The sequence below is a fragment of the Paraburkholderia sp. BGA-UO-ETr-F21 genome (assembly GCF_059567925.1).
This window is the reverse complement of sequence record NZ_JCAQOY010000031.1, coordinates 58,514-83,783: the sequence shown is the minus strand read 5'-3', so window position 1 is coordinate 83,783 and position 25,270 is coordinate 58,514. Positions and strand designations below refer to the sequence as shown.

Here is a 25,270-nt window from a genome sequence, read left to right as displayed (position 1 = left end):
CCTCGCGCTACCCATGCATTTCATTCGCCATTCGAGGTCTTCGAACGTATGCTTGCAACCGCGTCGATAACCTCAGCTTCCATTCATTAGCCCCCTGTTGCGCTTCACTCTTGAAACCGCCCAGTCAATCCTCACCCCGGCCATTGATCCCGGTGTTGCGCTTCGCTCTTGAAACCGCCGTGCCTAAACGTTGTTCTCCTGATTTGAAGATGCGCTGCTCAAGGACGTATCCAGCAATTGAGTGGCAGGGCCGTAAATTACACCGGCCGTCCCTGAGGCGACCAGGCACCTGCGCTGAGCCTTACCGCAAAAAATGTCCGGCGCCCGCATTTATCGCAGCAGCTTGGCAGCTGCACGGGCTCGGGACTTGCGCTTTGCTTCCAGCGCCTCAAGGGCGTGGTTTAAATCAGTCCTCTTTTGGAACAAGTGTGGGTTGGCGCTCAGCAATACCTCACTGGCAACGACATCGTTCAGTGCGCCGAATCGCTTCTGAATTTTCTTCAATTCCTTCGCCGATTGCAGTTGCTTTCCCGTAAGCAATGGCTCGAAAAAATCGAGCAGGTATCGGACTTTTTTCCCGGCCTTGCGGACCTCGTGATACGCCCCATAGTCGGACCGCTTGCTGCGCGATGCGCGGCGCATGCGTTTATGCAATGACCTTTCTGCGGACTTCAGACGCCGGCGCGCAAACTTCTTCAGCGCCGTGTTGCTGTGCGTCGCGCGCAAGGCCTCGCTTGCGCTCGTAAGCGCCTCCTGTAGCTCGGACCTGATATTGGCATTAGACAGCGTTTCACGGCTCATCTTCAGGGCCGCAGAGCGTGCGGTTCTAAGACTATCGGTGGGAGCCTGCGCAACGCCGAGCGCCTGGTCAAGCAACTCGATGAGAATGTCCCAGTCGCGGGTTTCGCCAGCGGCTCCCGCGAGCTGTTTGAAAAGGATTCGTTGCTTGTCGTCAAGGCTACTATCAAGCAAAGGTCGATACGCCCAGAGAAGCGACCTCAGTCGTCGCAACGCAACCCGGAGCTTGTGGAGGACTTCTGCGTCAGGGTCAGCGTTCAGTGCAGCGGCGTGCGAAATAGCTTCCTCGACCAAAGGCTCAGCGAACGAGGAAAAATGCGATTCGGCGGAATCTGGTTCGGATAGGTTCGCTTCGTTTTCGGTGCTCATGCGACCTCCTTGAAGTACTGCTCAATCGAGCAAGAGCAATTCCACCACGCAGGGAGCCTCCAGTGCATTCGGCCGCGGCCCCCGACACAAAGATGACATATTTGGTAACCAGCATCGTCGAACGCGCATAAGTATGGATGGCGGGCCGTAATCGTGGCCGGCCACTGCTGGGTCAAGTATAGGTGAGCGGAAACTTCTTCCTGGTCACCTTCTTGGCAAACTGGTTCACGCACAAAGACGTCAAGATGCGATGTGCGGAAAACAGTATCTATCGTTTCTCCACGCTGGCCTGGCCGCAATATTGGCGGCGCGGAGCTCGGTGTGAACGTCCCGGTCGCCGGAGCGACATTGCCGGCCGAGGAAGCACGTCGCTGCTTAGTAATTGTCCCCGTGCAAAACGCAAAGGCCGCCGACCTTAGGGTTGCACCATATGAGTGCACATCGTCACATAAATTTCACTGAAGTCTTCGGACGTATGGCCGTAATCAAGACGCATATGCGCTAATGGCTATCCACCTGGCAATGTCGGCACTGCTGCAGGCATGCTGGAGCCTCTCGTACTACGCAGTACCTCCGCAGTCGCAACCTTCATGAAAAATCTCACCGTAAAGCGCCGCCTTCTAATTGTGACGGGCTGTGTTGCAGCTGTCCTCGTCGCCATCGGAAGCGCAGGACTCTTTGGCATGTCGCAAGGCACAGCCGCTCTTAAGGACGTGTTCGAGGGCGGTACAAAGGCTCTTCAGACGATATCGACAATCGACGAACTGGTGGCCGAGACGCATTTTTCCGTAAGTGACGCCGTCTTGGACCCCTCCGCCGGCAAGACGCAGGCAGTGACCGAAGCGACAGCGCGACGCGTCGAGAGAATCGACCAGCTCATCAACAATTTTCTCAGTTATCCGTTGACGGGCGACCAGAAAACGCTGGCCACACAATTTGCCTCGAACTGGCGTACGCTCCGCGACAAGGGATTCAGGCCCGTCGCGCAGTTACTGCAGGCAAACAACCTGTCTGAGGCACAATGGGTCGTCACTCAGACCATCGAACCTACCGCTATGGCAGTCAAGTCAGAAGGGGCACAACTGCGTGAACTTCAACTTGCTGCGGCACAGGCAGAATACGACCGCGCATTGAGCACCAGCCGGATAGTGCAATGGGTCGTTGCCGGGTCCATCGCCATAGGCGTCGGCTTAGTAGCACTGCTCTGCGCGTCTATGGCACGGATGCTTTTCCATCAGCTCGGCGGCGAACCGGCGCTAGCGGCCAGCATTGCTCATCGGGTCTCCGAGGGAGATTTGTCGGTCGTCGTTCCCGTAAAAAATGGCGACACCCACAGCATGATGTACGCGATGAGTCTGATGCGTTCAAGACTGTCATCGATGATTGGAGGCATCCAGTCGTCTGCCGACACCATCGCCAATACAACCACCGACATCAACGCAGGCAACACTGCACTGGCGGGCCGAACGGAAGAGCAGGCTGCGAGCATCGAGCAGACGTCTGCAAGCATGGAGCAACTGGCATCAACCGTTAAGGCTAACGCTGACCACGCTGTACAGGCGCGCGAGCTTGCGAGCGTCGCGTCGGCCAAGGCACGCGAGGGGGACCGCGCAGCAGCAGATGCAGTGCTAAGAATGCAAAGCCTCGCGGAACGCTCGGCCCAGATTCGGGAAATCACATCGGTTATCGAAGGTATCTCGTTTCAGACCAATCTGCTCGCACTCAACGCGGCGGTGGAAGCGGCCCGCGCGGGAACCCAAGGTCGCGGATTCGCCGTTGTCGCGCAGGAAGTAAGAGGCCTTGCTGAGCGTAGTTCGACGGCGGCAAAAGAGATTGCAGCGTTGATTCGAGACGTCACGACGGAGGTGGATTCGAGCGGCACCGCCGTCAAGGTCGCAGGCGAAACCATCGTCGAGCTTCTCGGCTCAGTAACCGGCGTCACCGAGCTCGTCGACGCCATTGCAAGCGCCTCTCGCGAGCAAAGCGCAGGCATCGACCAAATCAGCGCTGCCGTTTCACTAATGGACCGCATGACCCAGCAAAACTCGGCTCTGGTTCAGGATAGCGTGAGCGCAGCAAATGCGCTGGAAACACAAGCTCAACAATTGAGAGAGTCTGTTCAGACATTCCGCGTGTGACGCACCGTTGATTCGGCGCTTTGGAGCGAACCCGGCTTCGCAGAAAAGCCCGTCTCTGCAGGCATACTGCCCCTGCGTGCGTGGACCAACATGAGCGCCCTGCGCTGTTGGTCGCGATGACCCTGTCATACAAATGTCACGCCAAAAAATCAATATCTTCATCTTCCGGCGTTAGGCGTCAGTGCTTTGCGCCTGCCTGATTCCGGGCGGCGGCTAAGCGTCACGAAGGCGAACGGCATGCAAGCAAGGCGAAGAAAGTTAGTCGCGTTGCGTAGAGACTATTTGCCCCGCTCAGTTCCGGTGCGGGACATGACAGGAACGAGGCTTCATGAAACAGCGCGCAACCGTAGTTTGCCAACAGGGAATCCGCGTTCTCCTCGTGGGAAGGGAGCGAGGCAGGTGGTCACTTCCCGGTGGCAAGCCGGAGAGTGACGAGACACTCGAGGAAGCGGCCGTGCGCGAGCTGTTCGAAGAAACGCTCCTTCGCACTGCGGCTATCAGGTACATGTTTGAATTTGCCGGTATGCGAACCCGCCACCACGTGTTCGTAGGGCAGCTTGAGCACGGCCAGTCGCCAGTGCCAAGCAATGAAATCGCGCGCTGCTGCTGGGCAAAGGTGTCGGACATTCCAGGCCTTGCAACCAGCGTATCTACTAAAGCAATCGTTGAGCTGCTGGCGAGCAATCGTGGCTTAGGGGCAAGCTCGCCAAGCCGCCGACAGCTTGCCCGGTCGTTCGTCCACAACATGACAGCGATGTTTCAGGACACTAGCCAAAGCGGCCACTCAGCACTGATAGTACCCAGACCCTGACGCATTGGGCTGTCAAAGCGTGCGCTGCAACTTGCGTCAACCAGATTTCGAGGTGGCGCACCGAAATACAGGGTGCTCTGACAGGCGCCCTATGACAAGGCCCTCTGTCCGCAAATTCCGAGAAGCGACGCGGCGCATGGCGTATAGCATCGCCTCCAGTTCAAACGGCAACAAAGCTTTAGTGCCCGGCGCACCGACCGGTATGGTGTCGCCTAGCCGCTTACTAACCCGATGCGTAATCCGGCAACACGGTCCGGCAATTACTCCTTTGCTGGCCGCCCAGTCTTCACTGCTTCTACCGCGGATACTGCGGCCAGAAGTCGTTTGGGTGCAGCAGCTTCAAGCATTAGTAACCCGGCACGCAGAAGCTCACTCTTCTTGACGGAAACTCCCGCGTCGAGACATTTCTTCTTTAGCGCATCAATCTTCTCGTAGTCCGATTTTGGCATCGTAAAGCTGTCGCGCACGACCTTCTCTTTTTTTGCGCGCTTGGCCTTCACTTCAACAGGAGCAGCGACTTTTTCTGCCTTCGGGACCGAAGCGCGCGGTGCTTTGGCGCTCTTCTTGACAGGGCTAGACTCTGCCGCAACCTGCGGTTCAGCAACCGGTAGCTCAACTGCCGCTTCCTTGCCTTTCGAGTTCTTCGGGAAGTGAAATGCTTTTTTCGTCGGCTTCTGCACGGTCGGCACACTCATCATTATCTCCACGGTTGTAACGGTATAAATAGTATATACGGTTTATTGTGTAGTAAACATTGAGCCAGGAACCTGCGGCGCAGCTTCGGAAGGCGCTCAGCGACCACCACGTTGCTGGAGCCAGCTGTTGATGCAGCGCAAACGCACGTTTCCAAATCGTGTCAACATCAATCGACGACGGTATGCCGCCTAGCGCTGTTACCAGCGAGGCAGTTTGCCCCCTAAGGGTCGGCGAGGTAAATGACGCCCGCGCACCAGAGCACCGAGCTCCTCGCGCGACAGGTCGCCCCGGCGATAGCCTGATTCAATTTGTCCAATGCTCTTCCGTGTCGTCTACTAAGCTCGCAAGGCGCGGTTCCCTTCACTAAATGTATGGAGAACACGATGACACAACCCAATTCTGAAGATATCGTAAGGTCGATTGCGACCGACACGAATACGCCTGCGGAGACGGTTTCGAGGATGTACGCAGACACGTGGGCTGAGTACAGTGATGGCGCGCGGATTCTCGATTATCTTGGCGTTCTGGTGGCACGCCGGGTACGCGAAAACATCAAGTCGATAGCGGACGCGAAACATTGAACGAACGCAACGCCTCATGTTCCGTCATAACGCCTCAAATTGCCGCAATGCTCGCAGGCTTAACGAGACCCGGTGCCGAAAACTTCAGTTCGGCATCACATTGACCCAATCAATCTGTCCCTGTAAGTTGCAATATTGCAATACGATGAGAACAGGTGTTGATGGACGCAAGTTACGAAACGACGAAAGAAATTGCCGTCGAAATGAACGAGACTCGTTACGTTGGCCGATATCGAGTCATGGACGGGACAGTAATTGTTTACTTCGAAAGTGAAATCAAGTTTGCTCAACACAATATGACGGGTCCGGAAGTCGTTGCAAGGTGGCTCTTGACAGACCTTGTACGCCGTATCGAGGCAAGGAAACGAAAGTCTCGGAAGTCCTGAAGCGTTACTCTCGCTTGATAGCGAGCATCCGGTCGACCGCGTGCAGCAGTTGATATGCACTTTGCATGCGATGGATTTTTTGCTCGCCGACGTAGCAAATTGCGGTCTTAGCTTGTCGGGGGTCCCGGAACTGTGCTTCATGCTTGAGGAGCAACGCTTCGCTGGCGGCGAGGTCGTTGACCCTGCCCAATTCGTCTTGCAAGCTGGAAAGAACTTTGATGTTAGCTGGGTCGAAATCGTCCAGCACAGGTAGAAAGAACTCCAGTAGATATCGAAGTTTCTTCCCTGCGATACGAAGCTCATGGAGCTCGGAATATTCGGGCGCTTGGTGTGCGACGGCACGCTGAAATTTCCTGTCCAACGACTTTCCTGCATCATCAATCCGCCGGCGGGCAAAAGCAGGAAGCAGTTCTTCGAACCTTTGCGCTCGGAGTTGCCCGACAGTGCTACCAATGCGTTTTCGAAGCAGCTGGGTAGCATCGGCACGCTCTAAAGATTCGCGGCTACGTATAAAAACATCCTTGCGACGCGAGTCAACATCTTCAAGCAGCGTTTTAAACGAATACTTCGTCGATTCGTCGCAAGCGACCACCTGCCTCAGGATATCCCAGTCGCGCGTCTGTCCAGCGGCATCGGCCAAAGCCTTGAACTCGCGGCGATGCGCGCGGGCTTCCTTTTTATTGAGATATGGCTGATATGCCCACCACAGCGAGCGCAGACGACGCAACGCGACTCGAATTTTGTGGAGGTTCTCGCCGTCGGGACCGGAACTCAACGCACGCACGCGTAGGTCGAACTGCTCGGCCGGGGGCGCCGCGAGTATCTCAAAGCCATCCGCAATCGAATGTGCAACGGCCAGAGCGCCATCCTGACGGTCGCCAGCTCCGGTCACGGGTTCATGCATAAGACCGGAGACCGTCATTTGGAGTGCGGTAGTCATCTGGGCGAACTCACAGGAAGTCGAAGTGAAGAACAGACTGGCATCGCAATCCATCGGAACCGCAGTGTAAAACTCGTTGCATCGTACAACGCACAACGCGGCAATCCAAGCTTGCGGCCGGGCCCATCTTGCTTCAGCTCAACGTTTAACAAAGGTCATTTTGTCTGACTTGAAAAAACTTACACTAAATAAGTCAGTTCGATTTTTGATTCGCTAAATTGAGAGACGTCCACCGCACCACCGACTCCATGCCCTCTCAACATCAACAGGCCGTCCAACGCAGCGCAGCGGAACTCCGGCTAGCGTTTAAAACTATGACGGCGCATCATCTGCCGCGCGTGGTTGCTCTCGAAAAATTCGACTCCCTTTGGGACGAAGTAAATCGCGCAGCAACATCCGCGTCGGCAACGGTGGGCATCGCAGAATACATAGCTTTGCTGAAAGAAATGCAGCACTGGTATTCCGAGGACTTGAAAGGCCCGCACTAACATCGGCGGAGCCACGACCGGAGAGCTCGCGGGATTGCAGGGCCGACAGCCAGGTTGTCACAAAACACTGGTAGCCTAGGGATGAGGACTTGAAAGCCGCGCTACGCTTGGCTTGCGATGCCGTGCAATTGACAAGCTGCACAGCAAATTCGAGGTAAATATGCAGAATCTTCTTAGTCCACACGAACTGGCGATGCTATATGTCGTCCAGAATGCGCCTCAGCAGGCAGCGCTCTCAGACCCCGAGACAATTCAACTGCAACGTAGAGAGCTGATAACGCTGATACCCACGGGCAGAGGGGGTGCGAGACTAACAACAACATTGAGAGGTAAGGAACTGTTGAGGCGATTCGCCCTATCCACAAAACGTAACATCTTGTTTGACGACGAGGCAGGCGTATCCTCCGAATCCTGCTGAAGGAGACTTGCGGATGCCCATCAGAACCGCATCACGCCCTTCAAGCGTCCCAGCTCAGCCGGTCTTGTGTATGCCCGATAAAGTTCGCCAACGGTACCGAAGGCTAGAGCTGGTTTGAGGGTCGCGCCAGGAAGTGCGCCTGCAATCCAGTCGAAGGCATTCATCTCGCGTTGAGCGGCATGTATCGCTGCGGTGAGTGCGGTGAGCGCACGCTCAGCAGAGTGCCCACCAAGATTAACGAAGCAACTCTCAAACGGATGCTTCGCTGCGGTTTCGACGCGCAACGCTGACTTTCGCATATTCAAAACATTCTCCAACCTAGATTACACCTCCTGTATATCAACTGAATGTGACAACGAAACGCGTCCCAGCGTCGAGGCTATGGCTCCGCTTGCACCCGAGACCGGCTTGCGACGTTTCCCTGGCATCAAGGTGCGACATAGCGATAAGCGCCGCTGCGAATCCAGGCGCGAGTAATCCCCGTATATGAGCTCAAGACCGCGCAATCACGCGTGGTAACTCAGGGGGAGCACATGATGAATTACAAGACTATGTTCGTAGCTGTCACATTGTCTGCAGCTGTATCCGGCGCCTTCGCCGCCGGCGACACAGTCATGGTCGGTGGCCAAGCCATGTATCCAAGCAAGGACATCGTGGACAACGCGGTCAACTCGGCGGACCACACAACGCTCGTCGCTGCGGTCAAAGCCGCAGGCCTCGTCGATACGTTGAAGAGCCCAGGGCCATTCACGGTGTTCGCACCAACAAACGAAGCGTTTGCTGCATTGCCGGCAGGCACAGTCGACACGCTCGTCAAGCCTGAAAACAAGGCGATGCTGACAAGCATCCTGACCTACCACGTCATTCCTGGGCGCTACGACTTCCGTAAGCTCGACGCGGCTATCAAGGCCGGCGGCGGCAAGGCGGAACTGAAAACGGTCAATGGGGAGCCGCTGACGTTCACCGAGAATGGTCCGCACAACATCGTAGTCATGGATGCCGGCGGCCATACCGCCGACATATCAACTTACGACGTGACGCAGAGCAACGGCGTCATCATGGTGGTCGATAAGGTTCTGATGCCGAAGTAAAAGGCAGGCGCGCACCGTCACGGGTTTGAATTCAGCGCGGCCCTGTCATTTTTGGTGTCGAGCCACGACTTACCCACACACCTCGCATCTGGACACAGGGCATGTTTGCCCCGTTCAGATGGGAGTGGCTGCTTGCGCTCGCCGCTACGCAAGCACTCAGTGTTTAGCGGTATTTGAGACTTCGGCGCGGCTAACGCATGAGCCGATATCACGGGAGAAACACCATGGAAAAGTTGACGATGAAAACTCTGGTCGCGCGTGTCATTATCGCGTCACTCTGCGTGTGTGCCGCTACGCTTGCGCAGGCTGGCGGAAACGGCAACGGTGGCAATGGCAGCGGCGGCGCTCACGGTGCAGCAACCGCCGGGATGACGTACCACAGCGAGCCGGTATCGAGCCCGTGGAACAGGGTTCCTGGCGACATGAGCAAAACGGGAGACAGCGCGCGTATGGATATGCCGACCATGCAGCCCAATGACAGCAACGTGCCGGCGAAGATGGTTCAGTAGCTGTCAGGTAGTTTCAACTTTTTCTGGCCCCGCGGAGCGCAATGCAAGCGTCTTCAATAGCCCAGAGAAACGGTTAGCGTTGAACACTCTTTAGTTGCAACAGGCAAATTGAAGGCACAGTCGTCCCGTGCCTTCGGCAACTTCCGAACGGTCTCGCCGGCTATGGAATGCCGGCGCGTTTGGGTACATGGACATCTTGTTCGCAGGTGCAAACTGCTACCACTGCCCACGCGCCATCATCGTCGGCCGCCTCCGCACCACCGGCCGCCCCCGCCGTATCGATAATGATGTCCCGAACGATTCATCGGTATGCCGGGTCCTTGCAATTGTTCGCAGCCGAAAACTCGCTCGTCGTCCGCTCCTTTCGCCAGATTGCTTTGCCCGCGCGTTTCGGATGTTCCTTGAAGTGCTGATTGCGCTCTGCGAAATAGCGGTCAATTGCCGCCTTCGCAGCATCCGCGGACGCGTAGTCACTATTGTGGATGATGGCTCGCGCCATGCCGCTGAAGACTGACTCGATGACATTCAGGAATTGCGCACTTGCAGGCAGGGGCGCCAGTTCCAGAATCGGCTGATGACGCGATTGCGCTGACTCATTATGGTCAGAAATGAACGCCGACAGTCTCCTCGAAAGATGCCAGGAGGCTGCGTCCCACGAGAGATACAGCTTCCGCATCAAACCGTACTCGTCGAGCAGGGCAGTTGCCATGCGAATCATCTCATCGGTGTTCTTGGCCGTGGAATAGAAATGCGTCACCTGGTTGGACGACAACTCCAGTGCGGCGGTGCAAATCAGACACCCCTTCGATTTCTGCCATTGTGGAACATTCGGCTGAACATCGGGGGCCGCCAGCACGCGGCCGGGTTTCATAGTGACGGAGAAGGGCCCAAACTCGTCGATAGAGAAGAACCGTTCGTCAGACTGAAGGTTGGCTAGAACCGACCGGATGTGGTCAAGTTTTTCCCGGTAATTGGGGTCGGTGCTTGTGAGGACAATTTTGGCCGATTTCCAGCGATAGCCGGCGTGCCGCATTATCGACCGGATAGTATCCGTGCCCGCATGATGCCCATGCACCGCCAGCACTCGCCGCAGGTCGACCATTTTCCATGTCGTCCTGTTAATGCCGGATGCAGACGGTGGCTCGTGCAACAGCGTGAAAACCGCGCTCTTCAGCGCTTCGTCGTCCTCCCTGCGGGAGCGGCTCGCTTTTGCGAACAGTGATTCCAATCCACCCGCCGTGTAGTCGCCGATGTACGTGCGAACGGATGCGCGGCTAATGGCGAGATGCGTCGCGATTTCCCGTAAGGAAAAACCTGCTTCATGTGCCAGCACGGTAAGCGACTTATGGCGCTGGTTCCTTGATACCGGCAACAGCATTCGCATCAGGCTGTCCTGTTGCCTGCCATCCTCACCTGCTGGCACAGAAATGAGTCCCTGTTCGACTTGATACATCCAGTTCTGCCATCGCTGTCGGCTCCGCTCAGCAGAGCCTGTCTTCGGAGATTCGAGAACACCCCACCTGCGCAATCGACGCCCGGCTGCCTCTTCGAGTTCCTCCGTGTCGTCCTCGCTAAACAAGCGGGCCAGGAACTGCGCTGCCCCGCGCTCCGGGAGTGCACGTACGATGCGTTGGACCGCTGACCATGGCACTGCCAGTTTTCGGCAGCGGGTGGCATCTCTCGTATTGTCGGTGACCCGGCAGTAGCCTGGGGGCAACTCGAAGTGGACCATTTTCCGGACAGTGTTCCGGCTCATGGCCTCGACTTTTGCGACATACCGGATGGATTCGCCCTTTTTGAGAACCCGCGCTCGGATACGCGTCCACTCTTTGATATCTGAGTACATGAGCAGCCTCCTCATCTGGGCCGCATCGAAATAGCATGACCCTATCGGTGGCCACAAGACGGCAAGGGCGACCGCAGAACTATTGAAACGCAGCCAGCGTCTTGATGAAATTTCGCTTGGCACGATAAGCCTTCCGGATTTCATCGAGTTCTATGGTGAACAGCGCGTGCTCGCTCAGTTCTGCTCTCAACCGGCCGATGGCCCGTACGATTCCAGCAGCCTCGTCATATCGCGCGTTCCGTGTGCCATTTTCCGCCGATATTGGCAGTAAGCGGTGGTACAGCGAAATGGCGTCGTGCGGATGGGTCTTCGCGCGAACCGCCGCCACCGTTGCCCACATGCTTACCGCTACTGGACCTCCGCAGAACGCCTCCCATGCGGCCTCACGTTCGTGCTCGGCGAGAAAAACCTTGACCAGTTCGGTACGGCTCGGCGTTTGCCAGTGGCTGCGCTTCGCTTTCGACGGAGCCTCTTCCGTGCGGACAAGCTCCCACATATGCTTGAGTGCGCGCTCGCGCGTTAAATCGTACCGACCGGTAGTCTTGGCGACATCCATCAGCGCTGTGAACGCTTCGGCGACGGGACGCGACTCGAAGCGCCGCCAGGCGAACGAATCGACCCTCTCAAAATCCTTCCGCCGCAAGTACTCGGCTATACAGAAATCAAGCAGACGCACATCAGTATTGTTTCCTGACTCCCTAAGCCCGCGCTCCGCCCAGGTCAGCCCTTCATCGAGACGCCCATGCTTCGCGCAAAGCTCTGCGACCAGCAAAAAACGGTACGGACTCGACAGGTCCTTCGAACGAATGCGAATCAGTGCGTCGACGTCACCATCGAGTTCCGCGAGCCTCTCCATCGCCCGCTCAAGTCGCATCCGTAGCGGCTCGAAAGACCTCCGAAATTCATTGCTCGGCGCGAGTGACGGTAGCGCGCCCCATCCATTTACAACAAGCTCGCGGTACCTGCGCAGTCCGGTGTCGCCCAACGGTTCGGTGTAAGCTGGCAACACATCGTAGAACGTGTCCCATACTCCTTCCGTCTGGTAGCGAAACAGGCGCTCGGCGAGTTTCACCGCATCCGGTCGTGTCTGCTGGCAGGCTGCTAGATGAACAGATGCAAGCTCCATTATTGCCGGCATGACGTCACCGCCAGAGTCATCAATCTGTTCGAGACTCTTTTCCGCACCGGCAATCGCCAGTTCCGCGAGCTCGACTACCTGCGCCGCATTCGGCCCTGCGAGATGTTGGCGCAGCATATCTGCGAGCGACATCAGGCCGTCCCCATACGCTCCGGATTCCCGCCAGTCAAGCGGTCGCGAAATTCGCGTTGCCTGACGCACCGCTGCCTTCATGCCCGGCAAGTCGTTAGCGGTTGCCGCACGCGCAGCGAAGAGCAGCTTGTCGCGAAGCGTCATGTCACGCGCCACGGCTTCGAGCAACAACTCCTGCAGACTTTCCTTGTTCAGTGCCGCCACGTATTCGCGGATTTGCTCTTCGTATGTCTTTCGCTTCTTGCGCGGCTTTGCCGGCTCGGTTTCGTCGACATGAAACACTTCCTCACCCGAATTTTCGAGCCATGAAAGCGCGACCGCAACAGTATGCTTGCAAAAAATGCCGTCGCCGCCCACTGGACAGTCGCACTCGTATGTCAGCTCTCCATCATCGCCAACGCCAAGTTCGACGCTGTATCGATGCGTGCCGCGCACACTGGCACGAAGCACACCGTCATGCTCCTCAAGGCGCGATACCACGCCGTCGTGGAAATAGGCTTTGCCCCGAGCGAACGTTTTCAGGTCAGCGAGCGATTGGACCTCGGCGAGGGTAATGATGTCTGTAAACGGCGACTGGCGAGACGCGGCACACATCGGTATTTTCTCTACGTGAGTCAACGCACAATTCTATCTCGCTGGCAGCGCGGCGCGTGGCTAGGCGGTGCCGTTTTCGCCACATCGGACCACTGCGTACACTGGCAATCGACGCCCCGGATTGGGGGGCGCCAGATTTCGCACCGGGCGCACGCGAACTACAACCTATCGATGTCGACCTTGACCGAAATTCCAACCGTCTTCAGCCGTTCCTCAAGATGCCGGCGTTCCGCGTCTTGGACTAGCCCGTCGACGCTCAGGTCCTCATATCTGGTCCCAATGCAAACTCGCGCCCGATGCGGAGATGCGGACCGCTCTTCGTTGCTCAGGCGTGGCCGCCAGCAGTTTCGGAAATCATCGCAAAGGAACGCGCAGCTTGCCGCCGCCCCTCCAAGCGGGCAAGGAAACTGTCTTCATGCACGGTTACTTGGATTACAACCGGTCGGATGCGATTTACCATCTCTTCGTCCTTCAAGCCGCTTCCCGGACGTTCGTCGCAGCAGCATCCAGTTACGGAACTCGTGCATCGGCGACGCAACTTGTATTGTTGAGACCCACGTCGTCTCGACCAGGTTTTTCTAGAGCCCAGGCGGTTCGTCGTCTTCCGTCTGAGAGTCGAGATATCGCCTAGCCCTTTCGTCCAGCTTTTTCCCGTACGTCCGGACGGACCCGTCATCGACGATGTACTCGCCGTTATCCCCCCGGGCGCCGAGCAAGACTCCGTTTTCGAGCAGTTGCCTAACGTGCGACCGGCTCACAAACAGAAATGTCGCGACTTCATTGATGGTCATGTTTGGCTCCGCTAGGGGTGGGCAACTGAACGAGCAGTCCCCAGTCACTTTTGTTTGTTGTAGATGTCGGCGCTTTCCGAGACGCGCGCAAGGTTTTCGAGCGCCCTGCGGCCGCGCCGTTTTGCTCTCAAGCGGTAAGCCTCCGCTTCTTTGCGTGCGAGCGTGTACCTGCCGTCCGGATTTCTCCTGGCGCGCAGTTTGCCGTCGGCGATTAGCTTGACGACATAAGCGGGTGTGACATTTAGCATCACCGCAACTTCTGCGACGGTCATGGTTTGGCTCATATTCATGCCCTTGGAACAAGGGGCTACCCGGCGCCGTCAACGGCCTTCAAATCTCACGCAATCCCCGCGTGAAATCGGTTTACATTCGAGCCTGCTTTTCGCCACCCGTTACCACCCAAGCAGGACCCGCAGCCGTTCCATAAGCCAATCCGTCTCAACAACGCTTGTCCATCGCTTGCCTTCAATGGCTCGTCGCATTCGTCGGAGTGTCGTATCGTGCAAGTGCTCGGGAAACTTTGCAGCGTCCTTGAGCGTTTTGGAAACCAGCTGCCGCGCTAGGTTCTCGCAAATTTCCCATCGCTGATATCTTTCTGGTGCCGTCAGGCCGACGACAATCCTCCCGGCAATCCTTCGCGCGGCGAGTTTTGGTTGCGACCCGGATAGTGACGCTGGCGTCGTGTCTGAGGGAAAGTCGTCAGGTATCTGCGAGCTCAACTTTTCCTCAATCAAGAGCTGCTCGACGTCGAGCATGAGCGCGCCAACGCAGATATCTTCGTCCAATTGATTCCAACGCAGCTGCGCGCCGGCCGCGCAAACGTGGACTTCATGTCGCTGCTCGGGCGTCGCCGCTAGCAATCGAGGGAACCATCGTAACGGGACTCGAAATTCTCGACCGTCTTTGAGCAGGAGGGTGATGTCACGTTCATTCACGTCTACCGAGATTGCTGTTGGTTCATCGGGGCTTGTCATTCGTTCTCCCTGCTCATTTGGCGACTAAATGCGCTTGCAAAGATGAGTGATGGTACGTTTAGCGATTTCGACGAAGCTCTCGTGCTTATCGCGGAGCACCGTCTCTGGATGCAGCGCAGTGCCCGGGGCAGCGACGACGCGGACACGGATGTATTCACCGTCCGCAATGATTTGCACGCAAGCTTCGGTCGTCGGCGTAGCATCTCCAGCAGTTTGTCGCTCGACAAAGAGGGTAAACTTCCGAACGTCCGGATACGGTCCCAGCGGCCATTCGTATCCGTGCGCATGGAGAGCCTCGGATGCACGTTCCCATAGTGCTCGGCGCGGGTCAATTTCTGTGCTCGCCGTATACAACGGCGTGACGCCGGCGGGTTCGGTTTCGTGCGTGCCTTCGTACATTTTGACGGCAGTGCGTGACCACTCTGCTGCCCACGCCGCAGCCGCTTGTTGCAACGATTTGAAATCACTGTTGTTGCTGAGCATTTGTAGAGGGCTGCGGTCACCGAGGCTTCCACGCCGCGACGTAAGAAAATCAAGCCGGGAGTCTGGCGGCGCCGGAACGATGATTCTGCAAACTGCCTGCAACCTGTTGTGGTCAATGCCCGGTTCTGCGAGCAGTGTTGGGTAGTACACGGTTTCGTCGACCTCCAGCGTGAACACGCTGCCTTCTGTCAGCATTTTGCTGAGACGCCGCGGGGTGACGCCGAGGCGATGGCGGAAATCGGCTTCTGAAATCAGCTCGCCAGTTGCAATCATGGCGTGGCGGGCATCGAGGGCTTGCTGCCAAAGATGCTCGCGTAGAGCGTTGCCGCCGACGTCTTCACCAGCCTCGATGTACGCGTCGCGGACAATCTTTTCTATGCGGACAATCACTTCGTCCGGCAAATTATGGAACTTGCTACGGTCCGTCGCTGGCAGCCGGAACTTGTTTGCAGCGATTTTGCAGACAAGCGATGACGCTACAAACTGAGGGAGGTCGTAGATGGCGTCGATTCGACACATGGCAATATCCCAACCGCTGTTAGCCACGTGCGACTCCATGCATAGATGACAATGTGACTACGCGCCCCGGCATTTACAACTGCTGCTAGCGACGGCGCTTGGTGGTTTTTGCCGGCGTCGCAATCGCGAGTCAACTCGCCGGGACCGCTACACTTCGACGACCAGCTCCGCACTGAATGTTGGATTCTCCCATTCCAGTTTGTCCGGCGATTCTGCATATTGTCGATTGCGCGCATACCCTCGCGGATTTGCGACCACGCGGCACTTACCGACCTTGTAATCGAAAGAGTCGTGGACGTGGCCGTGGACCCACAGGTCAGCTTGCTCGACAAGCGGCGTCAGGTTACTGACAAAGGCTGCATTTAGTAGGTCGCCGGTATAGCGAGGATGCACTGATTGTGGATGCGGCCCATGATGCGTCACAACGATGGTTTTCCCGTCGAAGGGCAATGCAAGCTGCTGCTGTAGCCAAGACCGTGATTTCATGTGTTCAGCACGAGCAATGGCTGGCGTGAAATATCCGCCGTCTCCAACGCGAACGGCGATATGGTCGCTAAGGCAACGCTCCGCCTCGCGCATCGCTGAGGGGGCGTTGCCATTGAGTTCATAGTCTGTCCACAGGCATGCGCCCAGAATCCGGAGACCACCCAAGGCAACCGCATTGCGCTCAAGGTAGTGGATGTTTGACCCGGCTGCTACCCTAGCGATTTCCGCCGTGACACCGTAGTAGTGTGCCGCATACCCTTCGTGGTTTCCATGTACGTAGTAGACGGGCACGGGCCAGTCCGCGAACGCTTTGATTGCGTGCGTGTGTGAGTGAATATCGCCGGCTAGAATCAATGCGTCGGCATTCGGCACTGGCTCGATGACGCGGTAACCCGCGAACCGATAGAGCATTTCGAGGTGAAGGTCGGAGGCAATCTGAAAGCGCATCATCGTTCTCCGGCCGGGTCGCCTGTAGCGCGTCGCTGCGCGAAAATTGCAAGCGTGTCAGCGTTGACGCGGGCGGCCAGACGACATGCTTCGTCTAGCGGTATCTGCGGCAGGAACGGTGATGAATCGGCTGCCCATTCCATCAATCGTTCCACTGTTAGGCGGTCGTGCGACGAGGTAATCAATGCAGACATACCCACGCCTAATATTTCGGCGTTAGGGTGCACCATGCCCTCGACGTCAATGCCGCGCGTCCCGGCGATTTCGCACAAACAGAAGTACATCGCGTCAAACGCGCATTTGAGGCGGGTATGCGGCGACAGCGATGAGTCATGCGCGTCACGCAGGTACGCCGCACTTGTGTCCAGCCGCCAGCGCCTACGCTCAACCGTCGATGGCTTGCCGCAGATAGCCTGCCCCAGCAGCAATCCGACCGCTGCGCATCCGGCTGGAATGCCGAGCAGCAGCAGGAGCCGAGAGATGTCGCCGCGACTCATTGCACTCGTCCGCAATCACGGCTCGCACGCGGTTTCGAGCCATTCTCCTAGCTGCCTGCGCGCTGTGGACGCCCCTAGCGCTGTGTCCGACTCCGTGTGCAAGAAATGCTGTTCGAACCCGGAAGGCACACCCCATGCATCGTCATCAATCGCCAGCCACCTGGTCAGAAAGTACTTTGCTGCGTGGCGTATAACGGACATGGTCTTAGCTGTCCCTTCTCTGAACTCGCATATGCGAGGCGGTGTGCCAAGCGTTGTTCCGACTACTCTATGACGCAGCTCGTCTGGTAGCAGCGCAATGGTCTTTCCGGCGCCAAGACTGTGCAGCCAAGAAGTCGTTAGGACAATTTGTACCTTCGGGTACGGTGTGAGGACGTCAACAAGATACGGCGCGTACTCGAGCAGCGGCCGGCACGTATCGAGGGTGATGTCGCCAATCTCGTCCAGTAGGCCGTGACCGCGGTTCAGTACGCCCCCGTAGTTGAGATAAATCGTAGGCGCAAAGGCGAGCGAGGTTAGAGGTCGCGCCGTGAGTTCCATCATCTTCCTCTCCGCTTACGTTGCCGATTGAGTGCGCTCGGAATGCCGCCGACTCGGAGGGCTCAAGGCAAATCTGCCGCAGCCAGCGCGAACATCAATGCCTTTCTCTGTCGCGCCGCGTCCGTCGCGTCACCGTCGCGCGGATTGAGCAGTGCCTTGGAAAATACGCGACAGAGAAGGCGAAAGACGTCGCGTTTGGGAATCCCCGTATCGCCTCGTCGAGTCAGCATGGGTCGTCGCCGTTCAAGATGCCGCTTTAGTAGTCGCGCCAGTTGCTTTGTAACCCCGCTTAACGCGTACCCCGCAACGCGCAATGTTTCGGGACCGACGAAACTTGGCCATTTCTGCCGCTTCGGCTTCACGTCGGCTCATCCGTGGTAGATGGACTTGATAGCGAGCATGAATCATGCGGACCAAATATGATTTCCAAACGACGTGCGAGCACTTGCTGCACATCTTTGTCGCCAAGGCCGACACCCACTTGGCAATGAACGAGGCGCACCTCGTAGCCATCGAATCCCGAGCGCCTGTCATCGATAGCAAGCCATCGCTGGAGCCCGTGACGCTGAACGAAACGAAGGACCTGAGTTCCTCGCGGCAAGGCGGCCCAACCTTCATCAACTGCGTCTTCTTTTTCGAAAGTGGCGCCGCGCACTCGTGCTCGCAATGAATCGCTCGGCAACTGCGCCACCGTAAGGTCGTATCCAAGAACTTCGACCCAGGAGCTGCTGAGGATGATTGCGAGAGCCGGGTAGGGCTCGAGTAGCTGCTCGAGAATAGGAGCGAATTCGAAAAGCTTGCTGGTGTGTGACTCTGGGATTACCTTGCCTTCAAAAAGGAAAGCGTTCGAAGCGTGCAGGGTGTTATCAATGTCCAGGAATACGACGCCTGCGCGTTCTTCCAGCTTCGCTGTTGGTGCCGCGCTCGCCGTGGCGGCGCGGCGTCTATCGGCGGACGCGGTCATAATTTGCTTATCCCAAGGTGGCCCCCAGACATCAGGCAAAGCCTGGCCAGAGCGACTAAGGTCCGCGTCCAGAGGGTAGTGGCGGAGCAATTGGCCGGCCATTGTTCGTACTAGGTCCCACAAGATTTCATCCTCGGCCCCGCGGACTGTCTCAAGGAACTGGCGAGTCTCCCTGACGGCCTTGGTCCTTTGTTCAGGTGTCGTCACGGCGACCTCCACACAGATACTCCCTCGTAACGGCGACGTCCCACGAGACACGACGAACTAGGCACCACTGCTGCGACGTCTCAGAAGTACACCGGTCGGACATCTTGACGGTCTGATTTTCAGCGAAGGGAGTTGCATTCCAGACTGGCATTGCTAGTCTCCCGTATCGACCTGGGAATCAGACCGCGAGCCCAACATTCCGAACGGCGGATAAAAATACTTGTATGTCACGTCGGAGCAAGTGCGCACATCGTTCTTCAGACACCATGCTATCCACAGAAACATGGTGTCGTGCGTCCATCCGGGCTCACTAACAAGCCGGTACCGGCGGCCAGAGCCGGTGATGGCGACCAACGAAAACGCGTCGAGCTCGCGTAGTGCGGAGGTCACGCGCGCCACACCCGTATCGGTTCGCATGCCGACAAGGTGGCGCTCATCGCGCTCTGTCTGCATGACGCGCCAGTGCTGCAGCGTGAGCTCGGGCTCGATGTCTACGGAAGGAGGGAACCAGACTGGCATGGTCTGTCTCCATGAGGAGGCATTCCGCGAAGTCAGCGAGGCATGCCTGAGGCATGAGTTGCATGCTGCTTCAACGGTGGGGGCGCTCGCGTAGTTCGACTTTATGCGCGTCAAGTGCGATTTTTTTCGCACTTATCCAGTGTAGGCCGGCATCCTGAAAACGCAAGGTCGTTTCGGCTTTAGCCAACGCTAGTGGCTCTCGTCTAGCGATGTAGCTTTGGCGGCTTCAAGAAGGTCCTCGTAGTCCACATACCGTTCGAGCGAGTCCGAACCGAGGACAAGAAGCAACTGTAGGAACACGGAGAGCGGCATGCCTCCGGAAGCGATGCTCGCTTCCAAGGTCTTCGCGGGCAGGGTTGCACCGAGACGGCCGAGGCGCCGCGAGAGTTCCGAAACGTCGTTGGCAGGCTGGCGTGCAAGCTCGCTAGCGATGACATCTCGGGCTTTTTGCTCCCAGTTGCCTTCACGGCAAAGCGCCTGAGTCCACCGTTCTGGCGGAGTCGCGGCAGTGATGGAGATAATCTGAAGCAGCAAGCTAAGCTTCAGCGTTCCCCTAGAGATACGGGAGACCAGTGCGCGTTCACCGTCCGCGCTTCCATCTGCGGCGAGCGCGTCCGCGAGCGCCGCGTAAGTTACGTCCTTCCGCGCCAGGACGACTCGTGCGACGCGGGATGCCAGTCGGGACCAAGGGGTATCGGCTTCGCTCATAAAATCCTTGCGTTCGCCAAGTTATGGACTACGCTTAAGTGCGAAAAACATCGCACTGAGTTGTCGGCTCGATAGAAGCAAAAGAGCATTTTTCAGCAACGAGTCCCCGTTTGCCGGCATCGCTGCGCGGCACTAGTTCGAGTATATCGTCAGCCTCCGGCATGGTCACATGTTCGCGCTGAAATGGTTGCGACGATGGCCTCTCATTCGATACTTTACCTTGCGGTCGAGGGCGTTCTTTTGCGTAGAACGTTTGCCCCTCCGCGATTAGGCCGCGGCGCAATCTATCTAGCAATTGATAGTGCACATGTGACCCAACTGAGCGCCTTGCTTGTGGAGGAGCAGCATGTCGATGTCGTTCTGACGTCGAGTTGGGTAAACACAGCGGGCTTTCACTGCGTGCTTGACCTATTACCCGAATCGCTAGGGGCTCATGTTGTGGGCGCGACCATACCTGGTAATAGGTTGTTGCGCCACAGGTTGAGCCAGAACACCAGCAAAAGCGAATGGCTTGCTGAAGATGTTCGGCGGCGACAGCCGCAGGTCGTGACTGTTCTCGAAAGCGATGCCCGCCATGTGCCGGTTCCGTTGCGCGATGAGGCAGTTATTGTTCCCAACGGGCTTTGGGCGGCGGACCATGACGACTGGCGGCGGCTGCGAGGGATGCTTGCCCGCAAGCGCTGTATGGCTTGAGCGCTTCCATCTAAAGCGTAGGCGACATTTTTTAGCTGAGCGGTTGCCCTTGCGTCCCGCATGAGCTCGTGCGTAACCAAACTCCGACAGGACCGCCCCTAAAGGGTTTCGGCGTCGCGACGGAAGTCGAAAGACTCTTATTTCTGAAATTTTGGCGTTAGCTTGCCGCCGCTTTAGACGTCAGCTTGCCGCCATTTTAGGAGTCAGCTTGCCCATGCATTTTAGAAGAGGCGCTCGGCGCGGGGTCGCTCCGCTGGCGGTTTGTGGAGCGCCAAATCGAATAAATGTTGAGGGCCGGCAAGAAAGTTTGAAGCGAGTGCCGCCCGCAAAGATAGGCGGAGCAAGGCTTGTACGGAATGCGTGAGGAAAATTGCGAAGAAACACTTGACGAACGCCAACCGCCGAGTATGATAACCGGCTAGTTTGCATCTAGTAATTACAGAGCTAATCGCAGATATTATCTCCTAAATTTTAGATTGTGACAAGGCAGAAGGGGCTTTTTTCTAAAATTTGCCCTCAGCAGGGGAGGCTGAGAGCGAGCGAAGCAAACGATGCCAATTGACGATTTGTGACTTGCGGCGCGCCGCTCAGTTGCGTTGGTGCATCACCCGAGAAGGCCGTTCCCGTCAGCGGCTAGGGCTTTCTCGGAGGGTGCTTCGAAAAATCTAAGTCGCACGTATCTTTAACGCATGCGGCGAAAGAGGTTTCTATGAGAACTTTCACTTTCACATCTCGCCGTAGTCTCTCCAGCGGCACCAGATATGGCTTCCTTCGGCGCGATATCCAGAGCAAGTCAATGTTGAGGGACCCATATGTAGATTGCCACGTGGTTCTCTCAACGAATACGAAAAAATGGTGGGCCGCGGAGAACGCAACATCCAGTTTGCTGCTGGACCAACTCAATAGCCTTTCAATCAAGGCGTTGACGACATTCACTGCTCGTCCGTCCACCGACTTGGGGGGTGCCAGCCGCCAGTTGAATCAATCATCAGGAAGAAGAAAATTCGAGTCCCCTTCCCAATTCGCCGCGCGAGCCAGCGAACTGATGCCTCTTGTACACCAACCAATGCAGCGCAGCGAAATTGGCCTACTGGCCGCTCGTCGTGTTGTGTTGAATAAGCAGGCGCCCCTTGGTCTGGCAATGACGTACTCGCGCACTCGGCGCATCGACGGTCTTTCACCAATACTTCTTACTGGCTGGGGCGAATTGGACACGGTATGGCTGCACCTGGAGGTCCGACAGCAGCATTCCGATGCAGGCAAAAGCACCTCTAAATCGAGTGCGAGGTAAGGATGACAATTCACATTGTTCTTGGTAACGCCATCGTCGAGCGAATCCATTGTCGTGTCCAAGGATTGCTTGGAAGCATTGAAAGCCCCATCGACGCTATGGACGAAAATCGTCGCGCTGTGACCCGCGAAACCGAAGTGGCCTCGACCCCATCCGAATACGCTCGCCCGAGGGAACGCAATGAATGAGCTTGCAGAGCGCGTATGCACGCAGGTCGTATCTTCGGGGACTCAGTACCAAACAATGGAACTCACAGATGAAGTCGAGTCGGAATCCCTTGAGGCGCGTCAGCGAAGGAGCCTTCGACTCCCTCCACGTTCATGCGTCACGCCGGCGAACGAAACGAATCCATTGACCTGTTTGTTGCCCGACGTCAAAACAATAGAGCATGCCACCGAAGCGCTACGGTGGCGCGGCGTAGGGCGACCCGCGGACCCGAACAGTATCGACATAGGATATTCAATCGAGGCCTACGCGGCGTTCCCAACAGCATATCTGGCGACTACTGAGGCAGCCGAACTGTACATGAAGATACTTTCCGCAGTTCGCTTCTCTCTTCGATTACGCAATCCCTGCGAAATCCGGTATGCGCGCTTCTACTGGGACCAAGGCGATGTAATGGAGGGAAGCCAGACTCCAGCCTTTCCAGATTTCCTCGAAAGTCTTGTCGGCTTGAGCATAAAGTTGATTGGAGTCTCCGGCGCTGGACGCACCGCATTCCTGCAGCGACTTCGAGTAGCCATGGGTCGCCCACGATACATGAAGAGAATAGCTGGCAAAGGTCCCGTCGAGATGCGTTTCGTTCCAATGCTCGTCGTGACTTGGCCCGATTGCTCCACGCTGAGCGGCTTCATTGAGAATTTCGGCGAAGCGCTAATGGGCGAGCTTTCTTCATCGAAGACGCGAAAGGACAACTTCGCCTATTTTCGTGGAAAGAACGGCCCCTCAGCAGTAATTGCCGCCTGCATCTTTCTGAACTTGGGTCTTCTTGTGATTGACGGCGGGAACAGGTATGCGCTCCGCAGCGAGGCCAACGAAATTCTGGACTTCATTTCGAATTTCCAGCGTCGCTCCGGAATTCCTGTGGTCGTATCGGGAACCTACATATTCGAGATGGCTGTCATGAAGCGTGGAAGCAAGGGGGCGAATTTTTCAACTGCCCATGCGGCATATTTTGACGCGATGCCGCGCCCGAGTCCCGACGACTGTAAGAGTAAGCGTCGTACCATTTGGGGGCGGGCAATCGAATGGCATTGGAAGCTCGGCCATCGGGAAATGAGCGTTCCGTGCCCACCCTTTCTTTCCCTAGTGGTATGGGATTACGCATTTGGGAGGGCCCAGCAATTATGTGAAGCGCTCAACCATCTGCATCACAAAATTTTGCTGTATCCCGAGTTGTTAGCCGATGGAAAGCTCAACGAAGAATATGTTCGTTGCGAAGTGGCCAACCGTCTCAGAGGTTTCTCCGAGACGGCGCGGGTCTTGACGACTTTTCGGGAAACGAAACATTTGGACAGAGACGACTTTATGGTACATGCAGACCATCTCCCGTATGAAGCGCTATATGTAGCTTCGACCAGTAAGTATCTGCGTGGTCTGACACAGACGTGACGGCGGCCGAATGAAACCTGAGGCGGTGGTAACCGCAGACTTCCCGCGGGAGGAAACGCTGAACAGTTTCCTCGAGAGAAGCGGCAAATATCACTTTGGACAGTCGTTCGAAAAGATGTGTCGGCAAATGCTCGACCGCGGGCCTTCTCTCGGTGGATTGCCTGGGTCCATCAAAGCGTTCTGCACGGCTACTGAAAACGTGTTCGGTGACGAAGACGCAATCCTCTCAGAACATGTACTGTATGACTTTTGCTGCTGCGGCTTGCGTAGTGAGCATAGGTTGCTGTTTCGCGAACGGCTCCTCGAAGGGCCGGCCGGAGGGCCATTATGGCCTGCACGACTTCCCGTCCTCTTTCCTCCAAGTCGTTATCAGTGTCTTCGGTGCGAGCAGTGCGATGAAGTGGCTCGCGACACCTACGGGTTCACCTTCGTAGACCGGCGGACCACGGCACCTTTCGTAACGATGTGCCCAATACATCATGAACGATTAAGACAACGGCGAACGCAGCATTTCGACGATGGATGCCGAGCCTTGGCGAGCGAGTCGCAGGTACGGCGCGCTCTGGAATTCGCCGACCGGGTATATGCATGCGTGGACACGTTATACCAAGATTCGGGCTACGACCGGTCGGTGGTTAAAGATTGCTTAACCGATTCCGGGTGGATAACCGGAACGGGTCGGTTGCGAGTGTCCTCGTTAGTTCAAACTTTCTCCGATTTTTTCGCTGGTGGTTTGGGAGATATTCGACTCGACCAGTTGTGTAGCACCCAATCTCTCGTTGAAGCGGCGGTAAGACGACTGATGGAAGGAGACCGGCCGCTCCATACCGTATGGTGTGTGCTCCTAAAATGGTTTGGCGAAAACTGTCAAAGGACGCATTTCGTCGGGTCTCGGTCAAAAGCCTCTCCAAAGCGGCCTAAACTGGACATTGAGGAGACTCGCCAAATCGTCGCTATGGAGCCTACGCTAACGTCGGCGGCTGAGCGGCTCCATGTGTCAACAACTTTCCTCTCGGTCGTCTGCAGCCGGGAAGCAATCCCGTTTCACTCGACGCCACGCAAGGTGACGGACGCCCGACGAGCTTCGGTTATTGCACTTCTCAAGCTTGGTCTGTCCGTTGCCGACATAGCGATAAGAACTCAACTATCGCAGATTTCAATCTACCGCATTCGCGCATCTATTGACGTACTAAAGGAGGCGCATAAATTGGCGTCGCTTAAAGTGCGAATAACTCGTATCAGGCAGGGTTGGCTGGAGATATGGAGGCAGCATCCAAACGTCAGCGCATCGGAGCTACGGCGCCTGGCTCCCCACATGTTCGCGCCGCTGTACCGCTACGATAGGGCTTGGCTGAAGGTGAATTCGCCACCACCGCAACAACCGTCATGGCGCCACAGTTCCGCTCGCCTTGACGAGGAGCTTAAGCGGCTTCTGCTTAAGTCTATCGACATGGTCACATGCGATAACGGTGGAGAACATTGCCGACCCAGACGGTCAGCCCGCTATCAAATTGCTAGAGAAATAGGGGCGTCAGAATACGCGGTACGCGAAGCAAGCAGAGTGGCCGCCAGCCCACATCGCGCACCGGGTGATTGAGCCGCGGT

28 protein-coding genes and 1 pseudogene are annotated in these 25,270 nt (G+C 56.8%); 10 read left to right on the top strand and 19 right to left on the bottom strand.

Annotated elements, in window-relative coordinates; all coding sequences use genetic code 11:
- Window positions 1-330: 330 nt before the first annotated feature.
- On the bottom strand, window positions 331-1,167 hold the full coding sequence (locus AC57B1_RS20235) for a CHAD domain-containing protein (protein WP_496418443.1): 837 nt from the start codon (window positions 1,165-1,167) through the stop codon (window positions 331-333).
- Window positions 1,168-1,757: 590 nt separating this feature from the next.
- Here AC57B1_RS20235 and AC57B1_RS20230 point away from each other — a divergent pair.
- Window positions 1,758-3,305, top strand: a complete 1,548-nt coding sequence (locus AC57B1_RS20230) for a methyl-accepting chemotaxis protein (protein WP_496418442.1) — start codon at window positions 1,758-1,760, stop codon at window positions 3,303-3,305.
- A 328-nt stretch (window positions 3,306-3,633) separates the two neighbouring features.
- Entirely contained in the window at window positions 3,634-4,116 is a 483-nt protein-coding gene (locus AC57B1_RS20225) for an NUDIX hydrolase (RefSeq protein WP_496418441.1), read from the top strand.
- A 260-nt stretch (window positions 4,117-4,376) separates the two neighbouring features.
- Here AC57B1_RS20225 and AC57B1_RS20220 read toward each other — a convergent pair whose 3' ends face one another.
- Complete coding sequence (locus AC57B1_RS20220; protein WP_496418440.1) at window positions 4,377-4,811, bottom strand: hypothetical protein; 435 nt, start codon at window positions 4,809-4,811, stop codon at window positions 4,377-4,379.
- 384 nt (window positions 4,812-5,195) lie between these two features.
- On the opposite strand from AC57B1_RS20220, the gene AC57B1_RS20215 reads away from it, so the two are divergent.
- Complete coding sequence (locus AC57B1_RS20215; protein WP_496418439.1) at window positions 5,196-5,393, top strand: DUF3562 domain-containing protein; 198 nt, start codon at window positions 5,196-5,198, stop codon at window positions 5,391-5,393.
- A gap of 390 nt (window positions 5,394-5,783) precedes the next feature.
- Here AC57B1_RS20215 and AC57B1_RS20210 read toward each other — a convergent pair whose 3' ends face one another.
- A complete protein-coding gene (locus AC57B1_RS20210) occupies window positions 5,784-6,719 on the bottom strand; it encodes a CHAD domain-containing protein (RefSeq protein ID WP_496418438.1) in 936 nt (311 codons plus the stop codon).
- 248 nt (window positions 6,720-6,967) lie between these two features.
- Between AC57B1_RS20210 and AC57B1_RS20205 the strand changes: the two genes are divergently transcribed.
- On the top strand, window positions 6,968-7,207 hold the full coding sequence (locus tag AC57B1_RS20205; protein ID WP_496418437.1) for a hypothetical protein: 240 nt from the start codon (window positions 6,968-6,970) through the stop codon (window positions 7,205-7,207).
- Between the two features lie 438 nt (window positions 7,208-7,645).
- Here AC57B1_RS20205 and AC57B1_RS20200 read toward each other — a convergent pair whose 3' ends face one another.
- On the bottom strand, window positions 7,646-7,924 hold the full coding sequence (locus tag AC57B1_RS20200) for a hypothetical protein (RefSeq protein ID WP_496418451.1): 279 nt from the start codon (window positions 7,922-7,924) through the stop codon (window positions 7,646-7,648).
- Between the two features lie 237 nt (window positions 7,925-8,161).
- Here AC57B1_RS20200 and AC57B1_RS20195 point away from each other — a divergent pair, with 237 nt between their 5' ends.
- The gene (locus AC57B1_RS20195) at window positions 8,162-8,716 is read left to right on the top strand and encodes a fasciclin domain-containing protein (protein ID WP_496418450.1); all 555 of its coding nucleotides are present in this window, start codon (window positions 8,162-8,164) and stop codon (window positions 8,714-8,716) included.
- Window positions 8,717-8,940: 224 nt separating this feature from the next.
- On the top strand, window positions 8,941-9,225 hold the full coding sequence (locus AC57B1_RS20190; RefSeq protein ID WP_496418436.1) for a hypothetical protein: 285 nt from the start codon (window positions 8,941-8,943) through the stop codon (window positions 9,223-9,225).
- Window positions 9,226-9,526: 301 nt separating this feature from the next.
- Here AC57B1_RS20190 and AC57B1_RS20185 read toward each other — a convergent pair whose 3' ends face one another.
- The 15 genes and pseudogenes from AC57B1_RS20185 to AC57B1_RS20115 form a co-directional block, all read right to left on the bottom strand.
- Window positions 9,527-11,071, bottom strand: a complete 1,545-nt coding sequence (locus tag AC57B1_RS20185) for an IS630 family transposase (RefSeq protein ID WP_496418435.1) — start codon at window positions 11,069-11,071, stop codon at window positions 9,527-9,529.
- 79 nt (window positions 11,072-11,150) lie between these two features.
- Window positions 11,151-12,935 (bottom strand): SWIM zinc finger family protein, encoded by a 1,785-nt coding sequence (locus AC57B1_RS20180; RefSeq protein ID WP_496418449.1) that lies wholly within the window; start codon window positions 12,933-12,935, stop codon window positions 11,151-11,153.
- Window positions 12,936-13,199: 264 nt separating this feature from the next.
- Window positions 13,200-13,277 (bottom strand): hypothetical protein, encoded by a 78-nt coding sequence (locus tag AC57B1_RS20175; RefSeq protein WP_496418448.1) that lies wholly within the window; start codon window positions 13,275-13,277, stop codon window positions 13,200-13,202.
- Window positions 13,278-13,513: 236 nt separating this feature from the next.
- On the bottom strand, window positions 13,514-13,726 hold the full coding sequence (locus tag AC57B1_RS20170; protein WP_496418434.1) for a helix-turn-helix domain-containing protein: 213 nt from the start codon (window positions 13,724-13,726) through the stop codon (window positions 13,514-13,516).
- A gap of 44 nt (window positions 13,727-13,770) precedes the next feature.
- A complete protein-coding gene (locus AC57B1_RS20165) occupies window positions 13,771-13,998 on the bottom strand; it encodes a helix-turn-helix domain-containing protein (RefSeq protein WP_496418433.1) in 228 nt (75 codons plus the stop codon).
- 120 nt (window positions 13,999-14,118) lie between these two features.
- Window positions 14,119-14,700: a DUF2442 domain-containing protein gene (locus tag AC57B1_RS20160; RefSeq protein ID WP_496418432.1), complete on the bottom strand. Its 582-nt coding sequence runs from the start codon at window positions 14,698-14,700 to the stop codon at window positions 14,119-14,121.
- Between the two features lie 24 nt (window positions 14,701-14,724).
- The gene (locus tag AC57B1_RS20155; RefSeq protein ID WP_496418431.1) at window positions 14,725-15,729 is read right to left on the bottom strand and encodes a hypothetical protein; all 1,005 of its coding nucleotides are present in this window, start codon (window positions 15,727-15,729) and stop codon (window positions 14,725-14,727) included.
- A gap of 120 nt (window positions 15,730-15,849) precedes the next feature.
- A complete protein-coding gene (locus AC57B1_RS20150) occupies window positions 15,850-16,638 on the bottom strand; it encodes a metallophosphoesterase (protein ID WP_496418430.1) in 789 nt (262 codons plus the stop codon).
- On the bottom strand, window positions 16,635-17,132 hold the full coding sequence (locus AC57B1_RS20145) for a hypothetical protein (protein WP_496418429.1): 498 nt from the start codon (window positions 17,130-17,132) through the stop codon (window positions 16,635-16,637). Before AC57B1_RS20145 ends, AC57B1_RS20150 begins: the two co-directional genes overlap by 4 nt.
- Before the next feature lie 15 nt (window positions 17,133-17,147).
- Window positions 17,148-17,672 carry an HAD domain-containing protein gene (locus AC57B1_RS20140; protein ID WP_496418447.1) on the bottom strand — a complete coding sequence of 175 codons (525 nt, stop codon included), beginning with the start codon at window positions 17,670-17,672 and terminating at the stop codon, window positions 17,148-17,150.
- 62 nt (window positions 17,673-17,734) lie between these two features.
- A complete protein-coding gene (locus tag AC57B1_RS20135; RefSeq protein ID WP_496418428.1) occupies window positions 17,735-18,034 on the bottom strand; it encodes a hypothetical protein in 300 nt (99 codons plus the stop codon).
- Window positions 18,031-18,636, bottom strand: coding sequence for an HAD domain-containing protein (locus tag AC57B1_RS20130; protein ID WP_496418446.1), 606 nt, complete (start codon window positions 18,634-18,636; stop codon window positions 18,031-18,033). The genes AC57B1_RS20135 and AC57B1_RS20130 overlap by 4 nt, the downstream gene beginning before the upstream one ends.
- A gap of 51 nt (window positions 18,637-18,687) precedes the next feature.
- Window positions 18,688-18,843, bottom strand: a pseudogene (locus AC57B1_RS20125) (BPSL0761 family protein); the annotation flags it as partial.
- 153 nt (window positions 18,844-18,996) lie between these two features.
- A complete protein-coding gene (locus AC57B1_RS20120; protein ID WP_496418427.1) occupies window positions 18,997-19,362 on the bottom strand; it encodes a hypothetical protein in 366 nt (121 codons plus the stop codon).
- A gap of 189 nt (window positions 19,363-19,551) precedes the next feature.
- Entirely contained in the window at window positions 19,552-20,070 is a 519-nt protein-coding gene (locus AC57B1_RS20115; RefSeq protein WP_408467995.1) for a DUF6471 domain-containing protein, read from the bottom strand.
- A gap of 183 nt (window positions 20,071-20,253) precedes the next feature.
- On the opposite strand from AC57B1_RS20115, the gene AC57B1_RS20110 reads away from it, so the two are divergent.
- From AC57B1_RS20110 to AC57B1_RS20095, 4 genes are all read left to right on the top strand, one after another.
- The gene (locus tag AC57B1_RS20110; protein ID WP_496418426.1) at window positions 20,254-20,763 is read left to right on the top strand and encodes an HAD domain-containing protein; all 510 of its coding nucleotides are present in this window, start codon (window positions 20,254-20,256) and stop codon (window positions 20,761-20,763) included.
- Between the two features lie 709 nt (window positions 20,764-21,472).
- On the top strand, window positions 21,473-22,054 hold the full coding sequence (locus AC57B1_RS20105) for a hypothetical protein (protein WP_496418425.1): 582 nt from the start codon (window positions 21,473-21,475) through the stop codon (window positions 22,052-22,054).
- 525 nt (window positions 22,055-22,579) lie between these two features.
- Window positions 22,580-23,665: a hypothetical protein gene (locus AC57B1_RS20100; RefSeq protein ID WP_496418424.1), complete on the top strand. Its 1,086-nt coding sequence runs from the start codon at window positions 22,580-22,582 to the stop codon at window positions 23,663-23,665.
- Window positions 23,666-23,675: 10 nt separating this feature from the next.
- A complete protein-coding gene (locus AC57B1_RS20095; protein ID WP_496418423.1) occupies window positions 23,676-25,262 on the top strand; it encodes a TnsD family Tn7-like transposition protein in 1,587 nt (528 codons plus the stop codon).
- Window positions 25,263-25,270: the final 8 nt, after the last annotated feature.

Excerpts from the sequence above, each read along its gene's own strand:
- AC57B1_RS20235 (WP_496418443.1), bottom strand. The coding sequence starts at position 1,167 with ATGAGCACCGAAAACGAAGCGAACCTATCCGAACCAGATTCCGCCGAA.
- AC57B1_RS20230 (WP_496418442.1), top strand. The coding sequence starts at position 1,758 with ATGAAAAATCTCACCGTAAAGCGCCGCCTTCTAATTGTGACGGGCTGT.
- AC57B1_RS20225 (WP_496418441.1), top strand. The coding sequence starts at position 3,634 with ATGAAACAGCGCGCAACCGTAGTTTGCCAACAGGGAATCCGCGTTCTC.
- AC57B1_RS20220 (WP_496418440.1), bottom strand. The coding sequence starts at position 4,811 with ATGAGTGTGCCGACCGTGCAGAAGCCGACGAAAAAAGCATTTCACTTC.
- AC57B1_RS20215 (WP_496418439.1), top strand. The coding sequence starts at position 5,196 with ATGACACAACCCAATTCTGAAGATATCGTAAGGTCGATTGCGACCGAC.
- AC57B1_RS20210 (WP_496418438.1), bottom strand. The coding sequence starts at position 6,719 with ATGACTACCGCACTCCAAATGACGGTCTCCGGTCTTATGCATGAACCC.
- AC57B1_RS20205 (WP_496418437.1), top strand. The coding sequence starts at position 6,968 with ATGCCCTCTCAACATCAACAGGCCGTCCAACGCAGCGCAGCGGAACTC.
- AC57B1_RS20200 (WP_496418451.1), bottom strand. The coding sequence starts at position 7,924 with ATGCGAAAGTCAGCGTTGCGCGTCGAAACCGCAGCGAAGCATCCGTTT.
- AC57B1_RS20195 (WP_496418450.1), top strand. The coding sequence starts at position 8,162 with ATGAATTACAAGACTATGTTCGTAGCTGTCACATTGTCTGCAGCTGTA.
- AC57B1_RS20190 (WP_496418436.1), top strand. The coding sequence starts at position 8,941 with ATGGAAAAGTTGACGATGAAAACTCTGGTCGCGCGTGTCATTATCGCG.
- AC57B1_RS20185 (WP_496418435.1), bottom strand. The coding sequence starts at position 11,071 with ATGTACTCAGATATCAAAGAGTGGACGCGTATCCGAGCGCGGGTTCTC.
- AC57B1_RS20180 (WP_496418449.1), bottom strand. The coding sequence starts at position 12,935 with ATGTGTGCCGCGTCTCGCCAGTCGCCGTTTACAGACATCATTACCCTC.
- AC57B1_RS20170 (WP_496418434.1), bottom strand. The coding sequence starts at position 13,726 with ATGACCATCAATGAAGTCGCGACATTTCTGTTTGTGAGCCGGTCGCAC.
- AC57B1_RS20165 (WP_496418433.1), bottom strand. The coding sequence starts at position 13,998 with ATGACCGTCGCAGAAGTTGCGGTGATGCTAAATGTCACACCCGCTTAT.
- AC57B1_RS20160 (WP_496418432.1), bottom strand. The coding sequence starts at position 14,700 with ATGACAAGCCCCGATGAACCAACAGCAATCTCGGTAGACGTGAATGAA.
- AC57B1_RS20150 (WP_496418430.1), bottom strand. The coding sequence starts at position 16,638 with ATGATGCGCTTTCAGATTGCCTCCGACCTTCACCTCGAAATGCTCTAT.
- AC57B1_RS20145 (WP_496418429.1), bottom strand. The coding sequence starts at position 17,132 with ATGAGTCGCGGCGACATCTCTCGGCTCCTGCTGCTGCTCGGCATTCCA.
- AC57B1_RS20140 (WP_496418447.1), bottom strand. The coding sequence starts at position 17,672 with ATGGAACTCACGGCGCGACCTCTAACCTCGCTCGCCTTTGCGCCTACG.
- AC57B1_RS20130 (WP_496418446.1), bottom strand. The coding sequence starts at position 18,636 with ATGACCGCGTCCGCCGATAGACGCCGCGCCGCCACGGCGAGCGCGGCA.
- AC57B1_RS20120 (WP_496418427.1), bottom strand. The coding sequence starts at position 19,362 with ATGCCAGTCTGGTTCCCTCCTTCCGTAGACATCGAGCCCGAGCTCACG.
- AC57B1_RS20115 (WP_408467995.1), bottom strand. The coding sequence starts at position 20,070 with ATGAGCGAAGCCGATACCCCTTGGTCCCGACTGGCATCCCGCGTCGCA.
- AC57B1_RS20110 (WP_496418426.1), top strand. The coding sequence starts at position 20,254 with ATGGTTGCGACGATGGCCTCTCATTCGATACTTTACCTTGCGGTCGAG.
- AC57B1_RS20105 (WP_496418425.1), top strand. The coding sequence starts at position 21,473 with ATGAGAACTTTCACTTTCACATCTCGCCGTAGTCTCTCCAGCGGCACC.
- AC57B1_RS20100 (WP_496418424.1), top strand. The coding sequence starts at position 22,580 with ATGAAGATACTTTCCGCAGTTCGCTTCTCTCTTCGATTACGCAATCCC.
- AC57B1_RS20095 (WP_496418423.1), top strand. The coding sequence starts at position 23,676 with ATGAAACCTGAGGCGGTGGTAACCGCAGACTTCCCGCGGGAGGAAACG.